13 protein-coding genes are annotated in these 13,955 nt (G+C 65.4%); 7 read left to right on the top strand and 6 right to left on the bottom strand.

The features are described 5' to 3' along the window. Positions 1-9 precede the first annotated feature (9 nt). Positions 10-480, bottom strand: a complete 471-nt coding sequence (locus E5E96_RS09640; RefSeq protein WP_011704464.1) for an Lrp/AsnC family transcriptional regulator — start codon at positions 478-480, stop codon at positions 10-12. 159 nt (positions 481-639) lie between these two features. On the opposite strand from E5E96_RS09640, the gene E5E96_RS09635 reads away from it, so the two are divergent. Next, positions 640-1,158: a cyclin-dependent kinase inhibitor 3 family protein gene (locus tag E5E96_RS09635; RefSeq protein WP_171282030.1), complete on the top strand. Its 519-nt coding sequence runs from the start codon at positions 640-642 to the stop codon at positions 1,156-1,158. An 8-nt stretch (positions 1,159-1,166) separates the two neighbouring features. On the opposite strand, the gene metA is transcribed toward E5E96_RS09635, so the two are convergent. Then, positions 1,167-2,120, bottom strand: coding sequence for a homoserine O-succinyltransferase (metA, locus tag E5E96_RS09630; protein WP_171282029.1), 954 nt, complete (start codon positions 2,118-2,120; stop codon positions 1,167-1,169). A gap of 144 nt (positions 2,121-2,264) precedes the next feature. On the opposite strand from metA, the gene E5E96_RS09625 reads away from it, so the two are divergent. After that, on the top strand, positions 2,265-3,503 hold the full coding sequence (locus E5E96_RS09625; protein WP_016349264.1) for a DUF3391 domain-containing protein: 1,239 nt from the start codon (positions 2,265-2,267) through the stop codon (positions 3,501-3,503). Between the two features lie 60 nt (positions 3,504-3,563). Then, positions 3,564-4,721: a CinA family nicotinamide mononucleotide deamidase-related protein gene (locus tag E5E96_RS09620; RefSeq protein WP_171282028.1), complete on the top strand. Its 1,158-nt coding sequence runs from the start codon at positions 3,564-3,566 to the stop codon at positions 4,719-4,721. Positions 4,722-4,759: 38 nt separating this feature from the next. Here E5E96_RS09620 and E5E96_RS09615 read toward each other — a convergent pair whose 3' ends face one another. The 3 genes from E5E96_RS09615 to E5E96_RS09605 all read right to left on the bottom strand — a co-directional run bounded on the left by E5E96_RS09615 (position 4,760) and on the right by E5E96_RS09605 (position 7,860). Then, entirely contained in the window at positions 4,760-5,854 is a 1,095-nt protein-coding gene (locus E5E96_RS09615; RefSeq protein ID WP_011704459.1) for an ABC transporter permease, read from the bottom strand. Positions 5,855-5,963: 109 nt separating this feature from the next. Further along, on the bottom strand, positions 5,964-6,893 hold the full coding sequence (locus tag E5E96_RS09610) for an ABC transporter ATP-binding protein (RefSeq protein ID WP_041217707.1): 930 nt from the start codon (positions 6,891-6,893) through the stop codon (positions 5,964-5,966). Then, positions 6,886-7,860, bottom strand: coding sequence for an HlyD family secretion protein (locus E5E96_RS09605; RefSeq protein WP_171283221.1), 975 nt, complete (start codon positions 7,858-7,860; stop codon positions 6,886-6,888). Before E5E96_RS09605 ends, E5E96_RS09610 begins: the two co-directional genes overlap by 8 nt. A gap of 285 nt (positions 7,861-8,145) precedes the next feature. On the opposite strand from E5E96_RS09605, the gene E5E96_RS09600 reads away from it, so the two are divergent. The 3 genes from E5E96_RS09600 to E5E96_RS09590 all read left to right on the top strand — a co-directional run bounded on the left by E5E96_RS09600 (position 8,146) and on the right by E5E96_RS09590 (position 11,862). Further along, a complete protein-coding gene (locus E5E96_RS09600) occupies positions 8,146-9,816 on the top strand; it encodes a DUF342 domain-containing protein (protein WP_367396509.1) in 1,671 nt (556 codons plus the stop codon). Between the two features lie 104 nt (positions 9,817-9,920). Beyond that, positions 9,921-10,730, top strand: coding sequence for a sugar-phosphatase (yidA, locus tag E5E96_RS09595; RefSeq protein WP_085734306.1), 810 nt, complete (start codon positions 9,921-9,923; stop codon positions 10,728-10,730). Between the two features lie 361 nt (positions 10,731-11,091). Continuing rightward, entirely contained in the window at positions 11,092-11,862 is a 771-nt protein-coding gene (locus tag E5E96_RS09590; protein ID WP_139389310.1) for a gamma-glutamyl-gamma-aminobutyrate hydrolase family protein, read from the top strand. A gap of 7 nt (positions 11,863-11,869) precedes the next feature. Here the strand turns inward: E5E96_RS09590 and E5E96_RS09585 are convergent, their stop codons facing one another. Further along, entirely contained in the window at positions 11,870-12,283 is a 414-nt protein-coding gene (locus tag E5E96_RS09585; RefSeq protein ID WP_171282027.1) for a hypothetical protein, read from the bottom strand. Positions 12,284-12,398: 115 nt separating this feature from the next. Between E5E96_RS09585 and E5E96_RS09580 the strand changes: the two genes are divergently transcribed. Continuing rightward, entirely contained in the window at positions 12,399-13,925 is a 1,527-nt protein-coding gene (locus E5E96_RS09580; protein ID WP_039212899.1) for a mechanosensitive ion channel family protein, read from the top strand. Positions 13,926-13,955: the final 30 nt, after the last annotated feature.

Genomic DNA, 13,955 nt, shown 5'->3' with positions numbered 1-13,955 from the left:
GACGGGGCGTCAGGTGTTGAGGAAGCAGGGCAGCGAGCGGCTGAACTTGTGCTCGAACACCAGCGAGGTCTCCAGGTGCACCACCTCTTCGCGGGAGGTGAAGTGATCGAACACGAAGTTGCGCAGGTGCTCGGTGTCGGCGACGCACAGATGCACCAGGAAGTCATCCTTGCCGCCCATGTGGAACAGGCTGATCACCTCGGGCAGGGCCAGGATGGCGTCGCGAAACGCATCGATGATCTGGCGGCTGTGGCGGGCCAGCTGCAGCGACACCATGGCCTGGATGTGACCGCCGAGGGCCTGGTAATCCACCTCGCAGTGGGCGCCCTTGAGCACCCCGTCCTGCTGCAGCTTGCGTACCCGTTCCAGACAGGTGGACGGTGCCACCCCGACCAGCGCGGCCAGATCCTTGTTGGTCATGCCCGCATCGCGAAACAGATGGGCCAGGATATCCAAATCCAGTTGATCCAGGTTTCTCATCTTTACTCCTTGAACCGCTCAATTTTTTAGACTCTGCCCGTAAACCGGGCCGAACACAACGCAGATTGACATCGGGGCCGCGCCCCCTATGCTTTGGCGCACTCAAAAACCGGGTCAGGCCCGGCTTGCCTCGCCGTTGCTGGCGTCATAAGGATCTTTATGCACCCGTCTCACCCCTTCTGGAGCCAGGAAGTCCCCCGCGTCGATGGCCAGCTGCTGCTGACCCCCTGCCCCGGCACCCAGCAGGTGGCGCTGCCGCTGGCACTGGGCCAGCTCAAGCTGGCCGGGGCGCACGGCGTGCTGACCCTGATGACCGACGCCGAACTGGCCCGGCTTGAACTGGGCACGCTTGGCCAGCAGATCGAGGCCGCCGGCATGCGCTGGTTCCAGCTGCCCATCGAGGACGATCAGGCTCCCGATGCCGCCTTCGAGGCCACTTGGCATCAGACTCTGCCAGAACTTATCGGACTGCTGCGGGACGGCAAGCACCTGGTCATCCACTGCAAGGGCGGCAGCGGCCGCACCGGGCTGGTGGCGGCGGCCCTGCTGATGAGTCTGGGCCAGCCCCAGCAGGAGGCGATGACCGCCATCCGGGCCCACCGGCCCAAGGCCTTCACCCTGGCCTGCCACCGCCAATGGCTCGCCGGGCTGGCGGCGCGGCTGGCAGAGGACGACTGAGCAACTCCCTACCTCGACGGCAAGTTCTGCTGATAGGTAAACACCTTGCCGATATCCTCGACGCGATAGCTGGTGAGCTGATAGACGTAGTAGTTGAGCCAGTTGGAAAACAGCAGGTGGCCGTGGCTGCGCCAGCTGGCGCGCGGGGTCCGGGTCGGGTCGTTGTCCGGGTAGTAGTTGACCGGAATGACCGGCGCAAGCCCGGCCGCCAGATCCCGCTGGTATTCGCCATCCAGGGTCAGCGCATCGTATTCCGGGTGACCGGTGACAAACACCTGACGACAATCCTTGGTGGCCGCCAGATAGACCCCGGCCTCTGCCGATTCGGCAAAGATCTGCAGATCGGTATGGGCGCGGATGAGATCCCCGTCGAACGCCGCATAGCGGGAGTGAGGCGCCACGAACTCGTCGTCGAAGCCGCGCAACAGCGGTTCGTGCTCGTCGAGCCGGTGGTGGCGATAGACCCCGGACAGCTTCTCGCCGTGGGTCTGCTTCTCCATGCCGTACAGGGCTTTCAGCGCCGCCTGCACCGCCCAGCAGAGGAACAGGGTGGAGGTCACGTGCTGATGTGACCACTCGATGATCTCGACGATGCGCGGCCAGTAGACCACCTCCTCGAACTCCACCAGCCCGAGCGGCGCCCCCGTGATGATCATGCCGTCGTAGTTGTTGCCACGCACCTGTTCGAAGTCGTGATAGAAGTTCTCCAGGTGCGCCTGGGGCGTGTTTTTCGACTCCCGATCGTCGATGCGCAGCAGATCCACGTCCACCTGCAACGGCGAGTTGGAGAGCATCCGCATCAGCTGGATCTCGGTTTCAATCTTCTTGGGCATCAGGTTGAGGATCAACACCCGCAGCGGGCGGATGTTCTGGGTGACGGCCCTGGATTCCGTCATCACGAAGATGTTCTCCTGCCCCAGCACTTCGGCGGCGGGTAACTGATCCGGGATCTTGATCGGCATGCTTACTCCCTGTACTGCATCGGTAAATATGTCTGGACATCCAGAAGCCTATAATAAAGCACCCACCCTGTCATCAGATACCTTTTGTATTCACCCCCACCTTTGACTAGCATACGGCTCAGTGTGTCTCTCGCATCCAAGACAATGACAGGTATCAAGATTTCAGTAGACCGGCTGCAAGTCGGCAATTACGTTTCTCTGCCACTTGGCTGGCGCGAACACCCCTTCCTGTTTTCCAGCTTCAAACTCAAGAATGAAGAGGAGATCGAGCTCATTCGCCGGCTCGGTCTCAAGCTAGTGACCATCATCCCCGACAAGAGCGATGCGCCGCCCAAGCCGCTGAACCAGATCCAGGCCCAGCCGGTGGAGGCGCCGGATACCTCCCAGCGTCAGGCCGAAATGCAGCTGGAGAAGGAGCGCCGCATCGAGCAGCTGCAGCAGTATCGCCGCGATCTGCAGCAGTGCGAGAAGCAGTTCCAGCAGTCACTGGCCCAGGTGCGCAACGTGATGAGCAAGATCCAGTCCCGCCCCCTCAATGCCATCGGCGAGGCGCAGGAGCTGATCAACGCCATGACCGAACAGCTGCTGTCGGTGGACGAGATGGTGCTGCACCTGGTCTCCGACAGCGAGGACGGCAACAACCTCTACTTCCACTCCCTCAACGTCAGCGTGCTCAGCATGCTGCTGGCCAAGGAGTGCAACATGTCGGCCGACGAGATCCGCCAGGTCGGCATGGGGGCCCTGTTCCACGACATCGGCAAGCTGAAGATCCCGAGCCAGATCCTGCGCAAGACCGAGCCGCTCACCAAGCCGGAGCAGAACCTGATGGCCCAGCACCCGCGCTACGGGCTGGATCTGCTCAATCTGGCCAAGGACTTCCCGGCCGAGGCGAAGGGCATAGTGCTGCACCACCACGAATACCTGGACGGCAGCGGGCCGGAGGGGCTCAAGAAGGGGCAGCTCGACCCGCTCACCCAGATTGTGTCGCTGATCAACGAGTACGATAACCTCTGCCACATGCAGGCCAAGGTGCCCTACTCGGCCCTGAGCGGCCTCTACAAGCAGCGCAAGGCCCAGTTCAATCCCGAGTATCTCAGCATGCTGATCCGGCTGATGGGGATCTACCCGCCCGGCAGCGTGGTGCAGCTCTCCAACGGCCAGGTGGGGCTGGTGATGTCGGTCAACGCCTCCCGCCTGCTCTACCCCTCGGTGCTGGTGTACGATCCGCGCATCCCGCGCCAGGAGGCGGCCATCATCGACCTGCAGCAGGCCGAATTGTCGATCGCCAAGGTGATCCATCCCAAACGGCTGCCGCCGGCGGTGTTTGAATACCTCAACCCGCGCACCCGCATCAGCTACTACTTCGAACACACCAAGCCCTGATCGACCCGGCCACCCAGGTGGCCGCCCCCCAGTCCAGCCGTCAGCCCCGAGGAGCCCGCCATGCGCATCGAGATCATCAGCACCGGAGACGAGATAGTGACGGGCCTGGTGGTAGACACCAACGCTGCCTGGCTCAGCGCCCTGCTGCTGGAGCAGGGCTGGCAGGTGCGCCGCCGCGTCACCGTGGGGGACAACCTCAAGGACTTGAAGGCCGTGCTGGCAGAGAGCGCCAGCCGCGCCGAGGTGGTACTGGTGTGCGGTGGGCTCGGCCCCACCGCCGATGATCTCACCGCCCAGGCGGCAGCCGAAGCCTTCGACCAGCCGCTCACCCTGTTCCCGGACTGGCTCGCCACCATCGAAGCGCGTTACGCCAGCCGCGGCAGGCCCATGCCCGCCAGCAACGCCAAGCAGGCCTGGCTGCCGCAGGGGTGCGAGATCCTCGACAACCCGGTCGGCACCGCCTGCGGCTTTGTGGTCACCCACACAGGCCATCAGGGCCCAAGCCGGCTCTTCTTCACCCCGGGCGTGCCGTTCGAATTCAAGCAGATGGTGCGCGAGCAGATCATGCCGTGCCTCAAGGTACTGGCTGGCGCGCAGACCGACACCGAACTGCGCCGTTTTTATACCTTCGGCATCTCCGAGTCGGCCCTCAGCGACATGCTGGATGCCGCGCCCTGGCCCGCCGGCATCGAGCTCGGCTACCGCTCCTCCATGCCGCTCATCGAGCTGAAGCTTATTGGCCACGGCGCCAGCACGGCGGACATGGACGCCGCCAAGGCGCGGCTGCTCGCCGCCATCGAGCCCTGGCTGGTAGGGCGGGGCGATGAGGAGCCGGCGCAGCAGATTCTGGATCTGTTGGGGGATAAACCGCTGACGCTGCTGGAGGGGGAGAGCCGGGGCGCCCTGCTGGCCATGTGCCACCCGCATCCGGCCCTGACGGCCGGCTTCAGCCACGCCCTGGCCCACGAGCTGGCGCAACTGGCGGCGCCCGCGGCCCCCCTCAGCCTGACCATAGGCAACTCGGGCCCGGACGGCGTGCCGCTGCTGCTCTGCGTCGACGGGCAGCTGCACGGCCAGACCCTCAAGGTCAGCCACCCGGATCCCGACAGCGGCCGCCGGATCCTCGCCTTCGCCGCCCTCGACATGCTGCGCCGCCAGCTGCAGGGGCTGCCGGTACTCGGCGACTACCGCACCCTGGCCCGCACCGCCAGCCGCTAACGGCCAGCCGCAGCCAGGTTCTCACCCCTCGCGGGGCATCAATCCAGACTCTTCTTGAAGCGATGGGCGGCCAGGGTCAGCACCAGCAGGGTGAACCCCGCCAGCCAGAGCACGTCAGGCAGCAGCTCGGAGAGCTCGCCACCGCGCAGCACTATGCCCCGGATCAGCCGCATGAAGTGGGTGGCCGGCAGCACCTCGGCAATCCACTGGGCCGGCAGCGGCATCCCCTCGTAGGGGAACATGAAGCCCGACAGCAGGATGGAGGGCAGCAGGATGAATACCGTCATCTGCATCGCCTGCAGCTGGGTCTGCGCCAGGGTGGAGATGAGCAGCCCCAGGGTCAGGCTGGCGGCGATAAACAACAGGGTCGCCAGCAGCACCTGGCTCAGGGCGCCGTTGATGGGCACGTCGAAGATGAAGTGGCCGAGCCCGAGGATGATGGCCACCTGGATCAGCCCCACCCCGATATAGGGCAGGATCTTGCCCAGCATCAGCTCCATCGAGCCGACCGGGGTAGTGATGAGCAGCTCCAGATTGCCGCGTTCCCGTTCGCGTACGATGGCCGCCGAGGTGAACATGATCATGGTCATGGTGAGGATCACCCCGAGCAGGCCGGGCACTATGTTGACCGCCGAACGGCGCGCCGGGTTGAAGTAGAGCACGGTCTCGAAGGTGGGGGGGGCCGTCTTGAGGTCGGGTTTCAGATCGGAGAGCGGCATGTTGCGAAGGCCGAGCAGGGCCCCGGCGATCATGGTGTCCGAGCCATCCACCAGCCACTGACCTGCCGTCTCGCCGGCGCTGAGCCGGCGGCTCAGATCGGCGGGCAGCACCAGCACGGCGCGCACCTCGCCCCGGGTCAGCGCCGCCTCGGCCTGCTGCACCCCGACATATTGCTGTTTGATGTGCACCACCTGGCTCGCCTTCACCGCCTCCACCAGCAGCCGGCCCGGCACGCTCTGGCTCATCTCCACCAACCCCACCGGGATCTGGCGCACATCGGTGTTGATGGCGTAACCGAACAGCAGCAGCTGGATCAACGGGATCATCACCACCATGCCAAACGTGAGCCGGTCCCGTGCCAGTTGCCTGAGTTCTTTCTGGGTAATAGCCCAGAGCCGTCGCAGACTGTTCATCGACTCACTCCCGTCGGGATCATCACCGCCACCGCACCGAAGGTCAGCCGGTCTCGTGCCAGTTGACTGAGTTCTTTCTGGGTAATGGCCCAGAGCCGTCGCAGACTGTTCATGCCCTCGGCTCCTGACCAGTACAGCTGACGAACACATCCTCCAGACTGGGCCTGACCAGCGCCAGACTAGCCCCGGCCAGCGCCGGGCAGGCCTGCTGCAGCCAGGCCACCGGCTCCGCCAGCTCCTTGTCCACCAGTACCCGCAAGCGCTGGCCGAGCTGGGCGGCGGAGCGCACCGGCGCCAGCTGCACCAGCTGCTGTTTGAGCAGCCGCAGATCGGCGGCCAGCACCTCCACCACCCGGGTGCTCATGGCATCCATCAGCGCCTGCGGCGCCCCCTGGGCGCGCACCCGGCCCGCCTCCATGATGGCGAGCTGATGGCAGCGCTCCGCCTCGTCCATGTAGTGGGTGGTCACCAGTATGGTGGTACCCCCTTCGCTCAGATCGAACAGCTTCTCCCAGAAATCGCGCCGGTTCTGCGGATCCACCGCCGAGGTGGGTTCGTCCAGCAGCAGCAGCGCCGGCCGGTGGATCACCGCCGCCGCCAGCGCCAGCCGCTGCTTCTGGCCGCCGCTCATGGCGCCAGCCCGCTGCCGGGCCAGCGGCGCCAGCTCATAGGTGGCCAGCAGCTCGTGCAGGCGGGCAGCCAGCACGGCGCCGCCCATGCCGTGGATCCGGCCCATGAATTCCAGGTTCTCCCAGGCGGTCAGCTCGTCATAGAGGGAGAACTTCTGGGTCATGTAACCGATCCGCCGGCGCAAGGTCTCGGCCTCGCGAGGGATGTGCAGCCCCAGCACCTCCACCTCCCCTGCCGAGGGGGTGAGCAGGCCGGTCAGCATGCGCAGAGTGGTGGATTTGCCGCAACCGTTGGGGCCGAGAAAACCGTGGATCTGCCCCTTGGGCACGCAGAGATCCAGCCCGTCCACCGCCAGAAAATCGCCGAAACGGCGGCTCACCCCCAGCGCCCGGATCGCCAGCTCACTCATGGCCCTCTCCCTGCGCGGCGGGTTCGGCCTGCAGCGGCAGGCCGCTCGGCAGCTCCTGCGCCCCCGCCGGCAGATCGATCTCGGCCAGATAGACCAGCCGGGCCCTGTCCTGCTCGTTGAGGGCGTAGTAGGGGGTAAAGGCGGGTTCTTTCGAGATCCAGCGCAGCCGGCCGGTGAAGGGCTCCGCCACCCCGTCCACCTGCACCCGCACCGGCTGACCGACCCGGTAACCGGCAAGGGAGGGCTCGGGCACATAGACCCGGGCATAAGGCGCCTCGTCCGCCTGAATGGCGGCCAGCACGGCGCCGACCGCAACGCGCTCACCGAGGTGATAGGGCAGGCTGTCGAGCCGGCCGCTGCGGGTGGCGACGATGGAGAGATCCGCCAGCTCCCGCTCGGCCAGCGCCACCTCGGCGGTGGCGGCCAGCAAGGCGGCCTGCGCTTCGTCGATATCTTCGCGCCGCACCCCGCGCGCCAGCTTGTCGAGCTGCTGGCGGGCGCCGTCCTGCTCGGCCAGGGCACTGTCGCGCTGGGCGCGGGCCTTGTCGAGATCCGCCGGGCTCACCAGCTTGCGGCGCACCAGCCGGTCGATCCGCTCAAAGTTGCGCTCGCTCTCCCTGACGCTGGCTTGCGCCTTGTCGAGGCTGGCGCGGGCGGCGGCGATGTCTTCCGGCCGCTCGCCATTGGTCAGCCGGGCGAGGGCGGCCCGCGCCTGTGCCTGTTGGGCCCTGGCGCGGGCCAGCACCGCCTGCTGACGCCGGTCATCGAGCCGGGCCAGCAGGGTGCCCTCTTCCACCCGGCTGCCCTCCGCCACCGGCAGGGCGCGGATGATCTCGCCGGCGGTGGCGGTCAGCAGCACCCGGTCTCGTTCCAGGGTGCCGAGGGCCGTGGTGGATGCCTGTGGCTGGCAGGCGCTAAGCAGGCCCGTCAGGGCCAGGGGCAGCAGACAATGACGCAAGGTCGACACTCCTCTCACGGTGGCGGATCCGCCCGGGGGCACTCCCTTCACCCGCCGGACGGCAGCCGATAGCGGCTGGCAGACGGGCTCATGGTGCCGTCAGCATACTCCCTGTTACTTTTCATTTCCTCGTCCCAGTTCACCCATTTGTGCTTAGCTCATTGACCAAAAAGGAGAAATGTCTGGATACTGCAGACCAGCACCATGTTGATGATTCGCATTTTTAACAAAATGCCGATTAACTGAAAACAAGCAGCCGTTCCAATTGGGATGCGGACGAAGGAAGGGATCCGGGTGTTAAGCAAAGAGTGGTTACTGTTGTCAGCCGATATGGAATACGCCTGCCTGCGCATCGCGCCCGGGCTGACCAACCCCATCTCGGAGAGCGATATCCAGACGCTGCTGCTGGCCTCCAACTGCCGCCGCTATCAACCGTTGACGGAGGGGATCAAGCAGGCCATCAGCCTGCTCAACACCCTGCTCAGCAACCCGACCGCCCCCCTGCCCGGTAATCCGGTGCCCATCGCCCAGCGCCACGATGCCAGCGTCCTGCTGGTGGTGGAGAAGGACCGGATGAGCGCCACCGCCCAGATCACCGCCGACTGGGGCGGCAAATACCTCACCAGTGAACAGCTGGAGCAGGCGATCCAGAGCAGCGAGATCAGTCAGGGGGTGCAGGCGCCGCTCATCGCCGCCGCCGTGCTGGCCGCCAAGGAGGCGACGCCGGGCACCCTGCTCAGGCTGCCGGTGGCGCAGGGCAAGGCCGCCGTCAACGGTCAGGACACCCGTTTCGAGCGACTGGTGGAGACCCCGGCCGAACGCATTCTCAAGCCTCAGGAGCTGGATCACGGCCGGGTCGACATGCGCGACCTCGGCACCATCCTCACCGTCAAGGCCGGCGCCCAGCTGATGCGCCGCCACCCCGCCACCCAGGGAGTGCCCGGTTTCACCGTCACCGGCCAGGAGCTGCCCGCCAAACATGGCAAGGACAGCCCCATGGTGGCCGGCGAGGGTACCTTCCTCTCGCCGGATGACCCCGATCTGCTGCTGGCCAGCCGCCCCGGCCTGCCGCGCCAGGAGAAAAACGGCATGAAGGTGGACGACGTGCTGAGCGTCAAGCAGGTGGATATCCGCCACGGCCACGTCATCTTCGAAGGGGCGCTGATCGTGGCGGGCGACGTCACCCCGGGCATGAAGATAAAGACCAGCGGCGACGTGGTGATCGGCGGCTTCGTCGAGGGGGGCTACATCGAATCGAGCGGCACCATCACGGTGCGCAACGGCATCATAGGGCGCAAGAGCGAACAGAGTGACGAGTTCCTCTGCCACCTCAACGCCCAGGGGGAGATCCACGCCAGCTACGCCCAGTACGCCAAGCTGGAGGCTGGCGGCGACATCCACATCCTGACCCAGCTCAGCCACTGCTACAGCCGCAGCGGCCAGGATCTCAAGGTGGGTGACAGCAGCATGCGCAAAGGCCACCTGCTGGGGGGCATCAGCATCGCCAACCGCCTCATCATGGCGCCGATCCTGGGGGCCTCGGCCCACAACCAGACCCGGCTGCAGATCCTCGGCGGCTACTTCACCCACAAGGAGCAGGAGCAGGCGCTGCGCCAGCGCAAGCAGGAGTGCCGGGAGCAGCTGGACAAGCTGCAGGACCTGCTGCTCAAGCTGCTGCAACTGCCGAGCGACAAGCGCAATCCCCAGACCCTGCAGAAGATCAAGCTGATCCGGACCCAGCGCCTCGAGGAGAGCAAGCTGCTGGATGAACAGCTGGAAGCGGCCCAGGAGGAGCTGCAGAAGCTGATGGCGGAGATGGACATCATCGCCACCCAGCACGCCTTCCCCGGGGTCGAGGTGGAGATGGCCCACCACCACTACCGGGTCGACATCGAACACGGCCCCATCCACTTTGCCATCCGTGAAGATCAGCTGCAGCTGACCCCCTACGAACCCCACAAGTGACGCAAGAGTGACCCGTCAGTCGTGATCCGGACGGCGAATTTCGCTACACTCGGCCTCCCATTGGCCCCATCGGGCGGGCCAGCCAGACCGCAGGATAGTGAGAGATGTACAAGCTGATCGCATTGGATATGGATGGCACCCTGTTGAACTCCCAGGGCCAGATTTCCCCCCGCACCCACGCGGCCATTGCCGCCGCCCGCGCCAGGGGCGTCACCGTCGTGCTGGCCTCGGGCCGGCCGCTGGAGGGGATGAGCCGCTATCTGGTGGAACTCGGCCTCACCGGTCAGGATGACTACGTCATCTGCTACAACGGTGCCCTGGTGCAGCAGGTGGCCGATCAGCGCATCATCCGCAGCCAGCTGCTCACCGGCAGCGATGCCAGCGCCATCGCCGCCCTGGCCGACGAGCTGGGCGTCAACGTGCACGGCTTCTCGGTGAGCCGGGGGCTCATCAGCCCCAGGGTCAGTCCCTACACCGAGCACGAATCCCGCCTCATCGACATGCCCATCAAGCTGCTGGACTTCGCCACCCTGCCCGCCGACGAGCAGATCCTCAAGGTGATGATGATCGATCCCGAGCCGCTGCTCTCCCCCGCCATCGCCAAGCTGCCGGCCGAGCTCTACCAGCGCTATACCGTGGTGCGCAGCGCCCCCTACTTCCTCGAGTTCATGAACAAGCAGAGCAACAAGGGGACCGGCGTCGCCGCCCTGGCCGAGCACCTGGGGCTGGATGCCTCCCAGGTCATCGCAGTGGGGGATGCGGGCAACGATCACCACATGATCGAGTACGCCGGGCTGGGGGTGGCCATGGGCAACGCCACCGACGACATCAAGGCGCTGGCCCAGCACACCACGGGGCGCAACGATGAAGACGGGGTCGCCCAGGTGATCGAGCGTTTCATTCTGAACGCCTGACGCGACCAGGGGCCTGCGGGCCCCTTTTGCTATCCGGCCGCCAGCGCCGCATGTTTAATATATCCACCACGACAACGCCCTTCTCTCTCCCCTTTCTCGCTGCAGGCCCCTTTAAATGGGACTCAAGCCAGTCGAGCGCAGAATATATTTAACATGTTGGCATCATTTCGTTTGACATATTGAACGGCCTTGGCAGACTGGGATCAGGATCCAGGCTGTCGTTGCCCAGGCTGACCGACGATTCTGGCTGTGCAACGCACCTCCGATCCCACGACCATGCCTTGAGGCATGCCCTTGCCCCGCTGACGACGGCAAGGGCCTGCCCAAGGCGCAGGACCGCTAAGGACAGCCAAGGTGAATCATGACTCGCAGCCCCCACACCCCGCGTAAACCCGTCGTACTGATGACCACGGGCGCCCAGCCCCGCAATGGCCACGCCTATCAGGTGATGACCCACAAATACATCAAGCCGCTGGTGGAGATCAGCGGTTGCGTGCCGCTGCTGGTGCCCACCTGCTGCGGCACCGAGGATCTGGCGCAATATCTGGATCTGGCGGATGGCGTCTATCTGAGCGGCGCCGGCTCCAACATAGATCCCGCCCTCTACGGCCAGGAGAACCTCACCCCGGAGAAGCAGCAAGACAGGGACCGGGATCTGTTCGATATCCCGCTGGTGCGCGCCGCCCTCGATCGCGGCCTGCCGATCCTCGGGATCTGCCGCGGCATGCAGGAGATCAACGTGGCGCTGGGGGGAGACATCCACCAGAAGGTCTACAGCGAGCCGGGTTATGACGATCATCGGGAGGATGCTGACGATCCGGTCGACGATCAGTATGGCGAGAGCCATCAGGTCGAACTGGTGCCGGGCAGCTGGCTGGCGGAGCTGATGGGACAACAGTCCATTCCGGTCAACTCGCTGCACGGCCAGGGGATCAAGACGCTGGCCAAGGGGCTGGAGCCGCTGGCCCATGCCGAAGACGGGCTGATCGAGGCGATCCACGCCCCCGCCCTCTCCCCCTTCCTGCTGGCGGTGCAGTGGCACCCGGAGTGGAAGGCGAGCGAGAACCCTCACTCCATCAAGATTTTCGAGGCCTTTGGCGACGCCTGCCGGGCCCGTCTGGCCGGCGTCTGACAGCCGGCTAGTCGCCGAACCCGCGCGCCTTGAGCTTGGGCAGCGCACCGCGATCCGGGCGCAGGGTTCGGCACACCTCCAGCCCCTTCAGCCCGCGCTGGATGTGATCCGGCGTGTGGCCAAACACCATGCCGTTGCTGCGATAGAGGGCGCTGTCGTCCAACTCGAACAGCTCGCCGCCGATCAACAGCTGCTCGCGGCCGTTGACCGTCTTGCCGCGCTTGAGCGGCAGCATCATGTCGCTCAGCACCTCGCCGTTGGCGCAGCCCTCACGCCAGCGCGCCTCGTCGGCGAAGGGGGTGATGGCGATCTCGCGCCAGGAGCCATCGCGAAACTCGACCCGATACTTGTCGGCCAGCTGATCACAGCCCGTCAGCAGCCAGGCCCCGGCAATCCAGACCATCTTGTTCAGCGTGCGCACTCGTACCACTCCCTCGTCAGACCGGCGCCCAGCATAAATAAATTGCCCCCGCCCCGCACCCATTTAGCGGGTTGAAACCAACTATGCTGGAAATAACCAATGATAAGGGGCTGCTATGTTTAGCGATAACCTCGTTGCGCTACCTACCCTGCTGTGGATTGGCGAACACCCGTTCTGGACCCTGTTGACCCTGTTCTTGCTCTTCACCCATTTCCTGCGCAGCCCCGGCCGTCGGCGGGAGCTGGTGAGCGAGCTCGGCTTCGTAATGATAAGCCTGGTGGTGATCCTGCTGATCCAGTTCGAGGGGGGCTGGTTTCGCCTACCGCTGCCCCACCACTGGCTGGTGGAGATCTCCAGCCTGCTGGCCGGGCTGGTGCTGGTGAAGATCTGGGGGATCCTGCTGTTCCAGTTTCTGCTGCCCCTGTGCCAGATCCGCATCCCGCGCATCATCGCCGACATCGTCATCACGGTCGGCTACATCGGCTGGTGCCTGTTCCGCCTCTACGCCTCCGGCATGGCCCTCGGCGAGATCGTCACCACCTCCGCCGTCATCACCGCCGTCATCGCCTTCTCCATGCAGGACACCCTGGGCAACCTGCTGGCCGGTGTCTCGATCCAGCTCGACAACTCCATCGCCATCGGTGACTGGCTGCAGGTGGAGACCACCCAGGGCCGGGTGGTGGAGATCAACTGGCGCGCCACCACCATCGAGACCCGCAACTGGGAGACGGTGGTGATCCCCAACAGCCACCTGCTCAAGCAGCGCTTCACCGTGCTCGGACGGCGGCAGAACGCCCCCCTGCAGTGGCGTCGCTGGGTCTGGTTCGACATCACCCTGGATACCCTGCCGACCCAGATCATCGCCCTGGTGGAACAATCCCTGCGGGAGACCCGCATCCGCCACGTCTCCGCCAGCCCGCAGCCTGACTGCCTGCTGATGAACGTGGAAAACGGCATCGCCCGCTACGCGGTGCGCTACTGGCTCACCGATCTGGCGGTGGACGATCCCACCGACTCGGCAGTGCGCACCCTGATCGATGCCGCCCTGCGCCGCAACGATCGGCGCCTGACGCCCCCCATCTTCAACGTCTTCATGACCACGGATCAGGATCACAAGGATCAGCGCCATAAGCGGCATACTGCCGAGCGCACCGACACCCTGCGCCGCCTGCCGCTGTTCGCCATGCTGCAGGAGGAGGAGCTGCTGCGGCTGGCGGATCAGGTCAAGTTCGCCCCCTTCGTCAACGGCGATCGGATGCTGAGCCAGGGGGAGGTCTCCGGCTGGCTGTTCGTGCTGGTAAAGGGAGATGCCCAGATGCTGGTGGAGGTGGAAGGGCGCGAGCTGCCGCTCGGCACCCTCAATGCCGGCGATTTCTTCGGCGAGCTGAGCCTGCTCACCGGCGAGCCCAGCCCGTTCACGGTGCGGGCCCTGGGGACCGTCGAAACCTATCGCATCAATCAGGCCATGTTCCAGGAGCTGGTGGCCCAGCGCGGCTCCCTGCTCGAGCCGCTCTACAAGGTGCTGAGCGCCCGTCAGCAGGAGCAGCAGGAGCTGCTGGCGCGGGAGGCGGAGGCCATGAAGCAGATCACCCCGCCACGGGATCTGCTGGACAAACTGATGGCGCTGTTTGGCGGTCGATGACGTAGCATGGCGGCTCAGGCTTTCTACCAG

Source organism: Aeromonas sp. 1805, assembly GCF_013085525.1.
GTDB classification, from domain to species: Bacteria; Pseudomonadota; Gammaproteobacteria; order Enterobacterales; family Aeromonadaceae; genus Aeromonas; species Aeromonas hydrophila.
The sequence above is the reverse complement of the archived record's forward strand: the minus strand, read 5'-3'. Positions and strand labels throughout refer to the sequence as shown.

Excerpts from the sequence above, each read along its gene's own strand:
- E5E96_RS09640 (WP_011704464.1), bottom strand. The coding sequence starts at position 480 with ATGAGAAACCTGGATCAACTGGATTTGGATATCCTGGCCCATCTGTTT.
- E5E96_RS09615 (WP_011704459.1), bottom strand. The coding sequence starts at position 5,854 with ATGAACAGTCTGCGACGGCTCTGGGCTATTACCCAGAAAGAACTCAGG.
- E5E96_RS09610 (WP_041217707.1), bottom strand. The coding sequence starts at position 6,893 with ATGAGTGAGCTGGCGATCCGGGCGCTGGGGGTGAGCCGCCGTTTCGGC.
- E5E96_RS09635 (WP_171282030.1), top strand. The coding sequence starts at position 640 with ATGCACCCGTCTCACCCCTTCTGGAGCCAGGAAGTCCCCCGCGTCGAT.
- E5E96_RS09580 (WP_039212899.1), top strand. The coding sequence starts at position 12,399 with ATGTTTAGCGATAACCTCGTTGCGCTACCTACCCTGCTGTGGATTGGC.
- E5E96_RS09620 (WP_171282028.1), top strand. The coding sequence starts at position 3,564 with ATGCGCATCGAGATCATCAGCACCGGAGACGAGATAGTGACGGGCCTG.
- yidA (WP_085734306.1), top strand. The coding sequence starts at position 9,921 with ATGTACAAGCTGATCGCATTGGATATGGATGGCACCCTGTTGAACTCC.
- metA (WP_171282029.1), bottom strand. The coding sequence starts at position 2,120 with ATGCCGATCAAGATCCCGGATCAGTTACCCGCCGCCGAAGTGCTGGGG.
- E5E96_RS09625 (WP_016349264.1), top strand. The coding sequence starts at position 2,265 with ATGACAGGTATCAAGATTTCAGTAGACCGGCTGCAAGTCGGCAATTAC.
- E5E96_RS09590 (WP_139389310.1), top strand. The coding sequence starts at position 11,092 with ATGACTCGCAGCCCCCACACCCCGCGTAAACCCGTCGTACTGATGACC.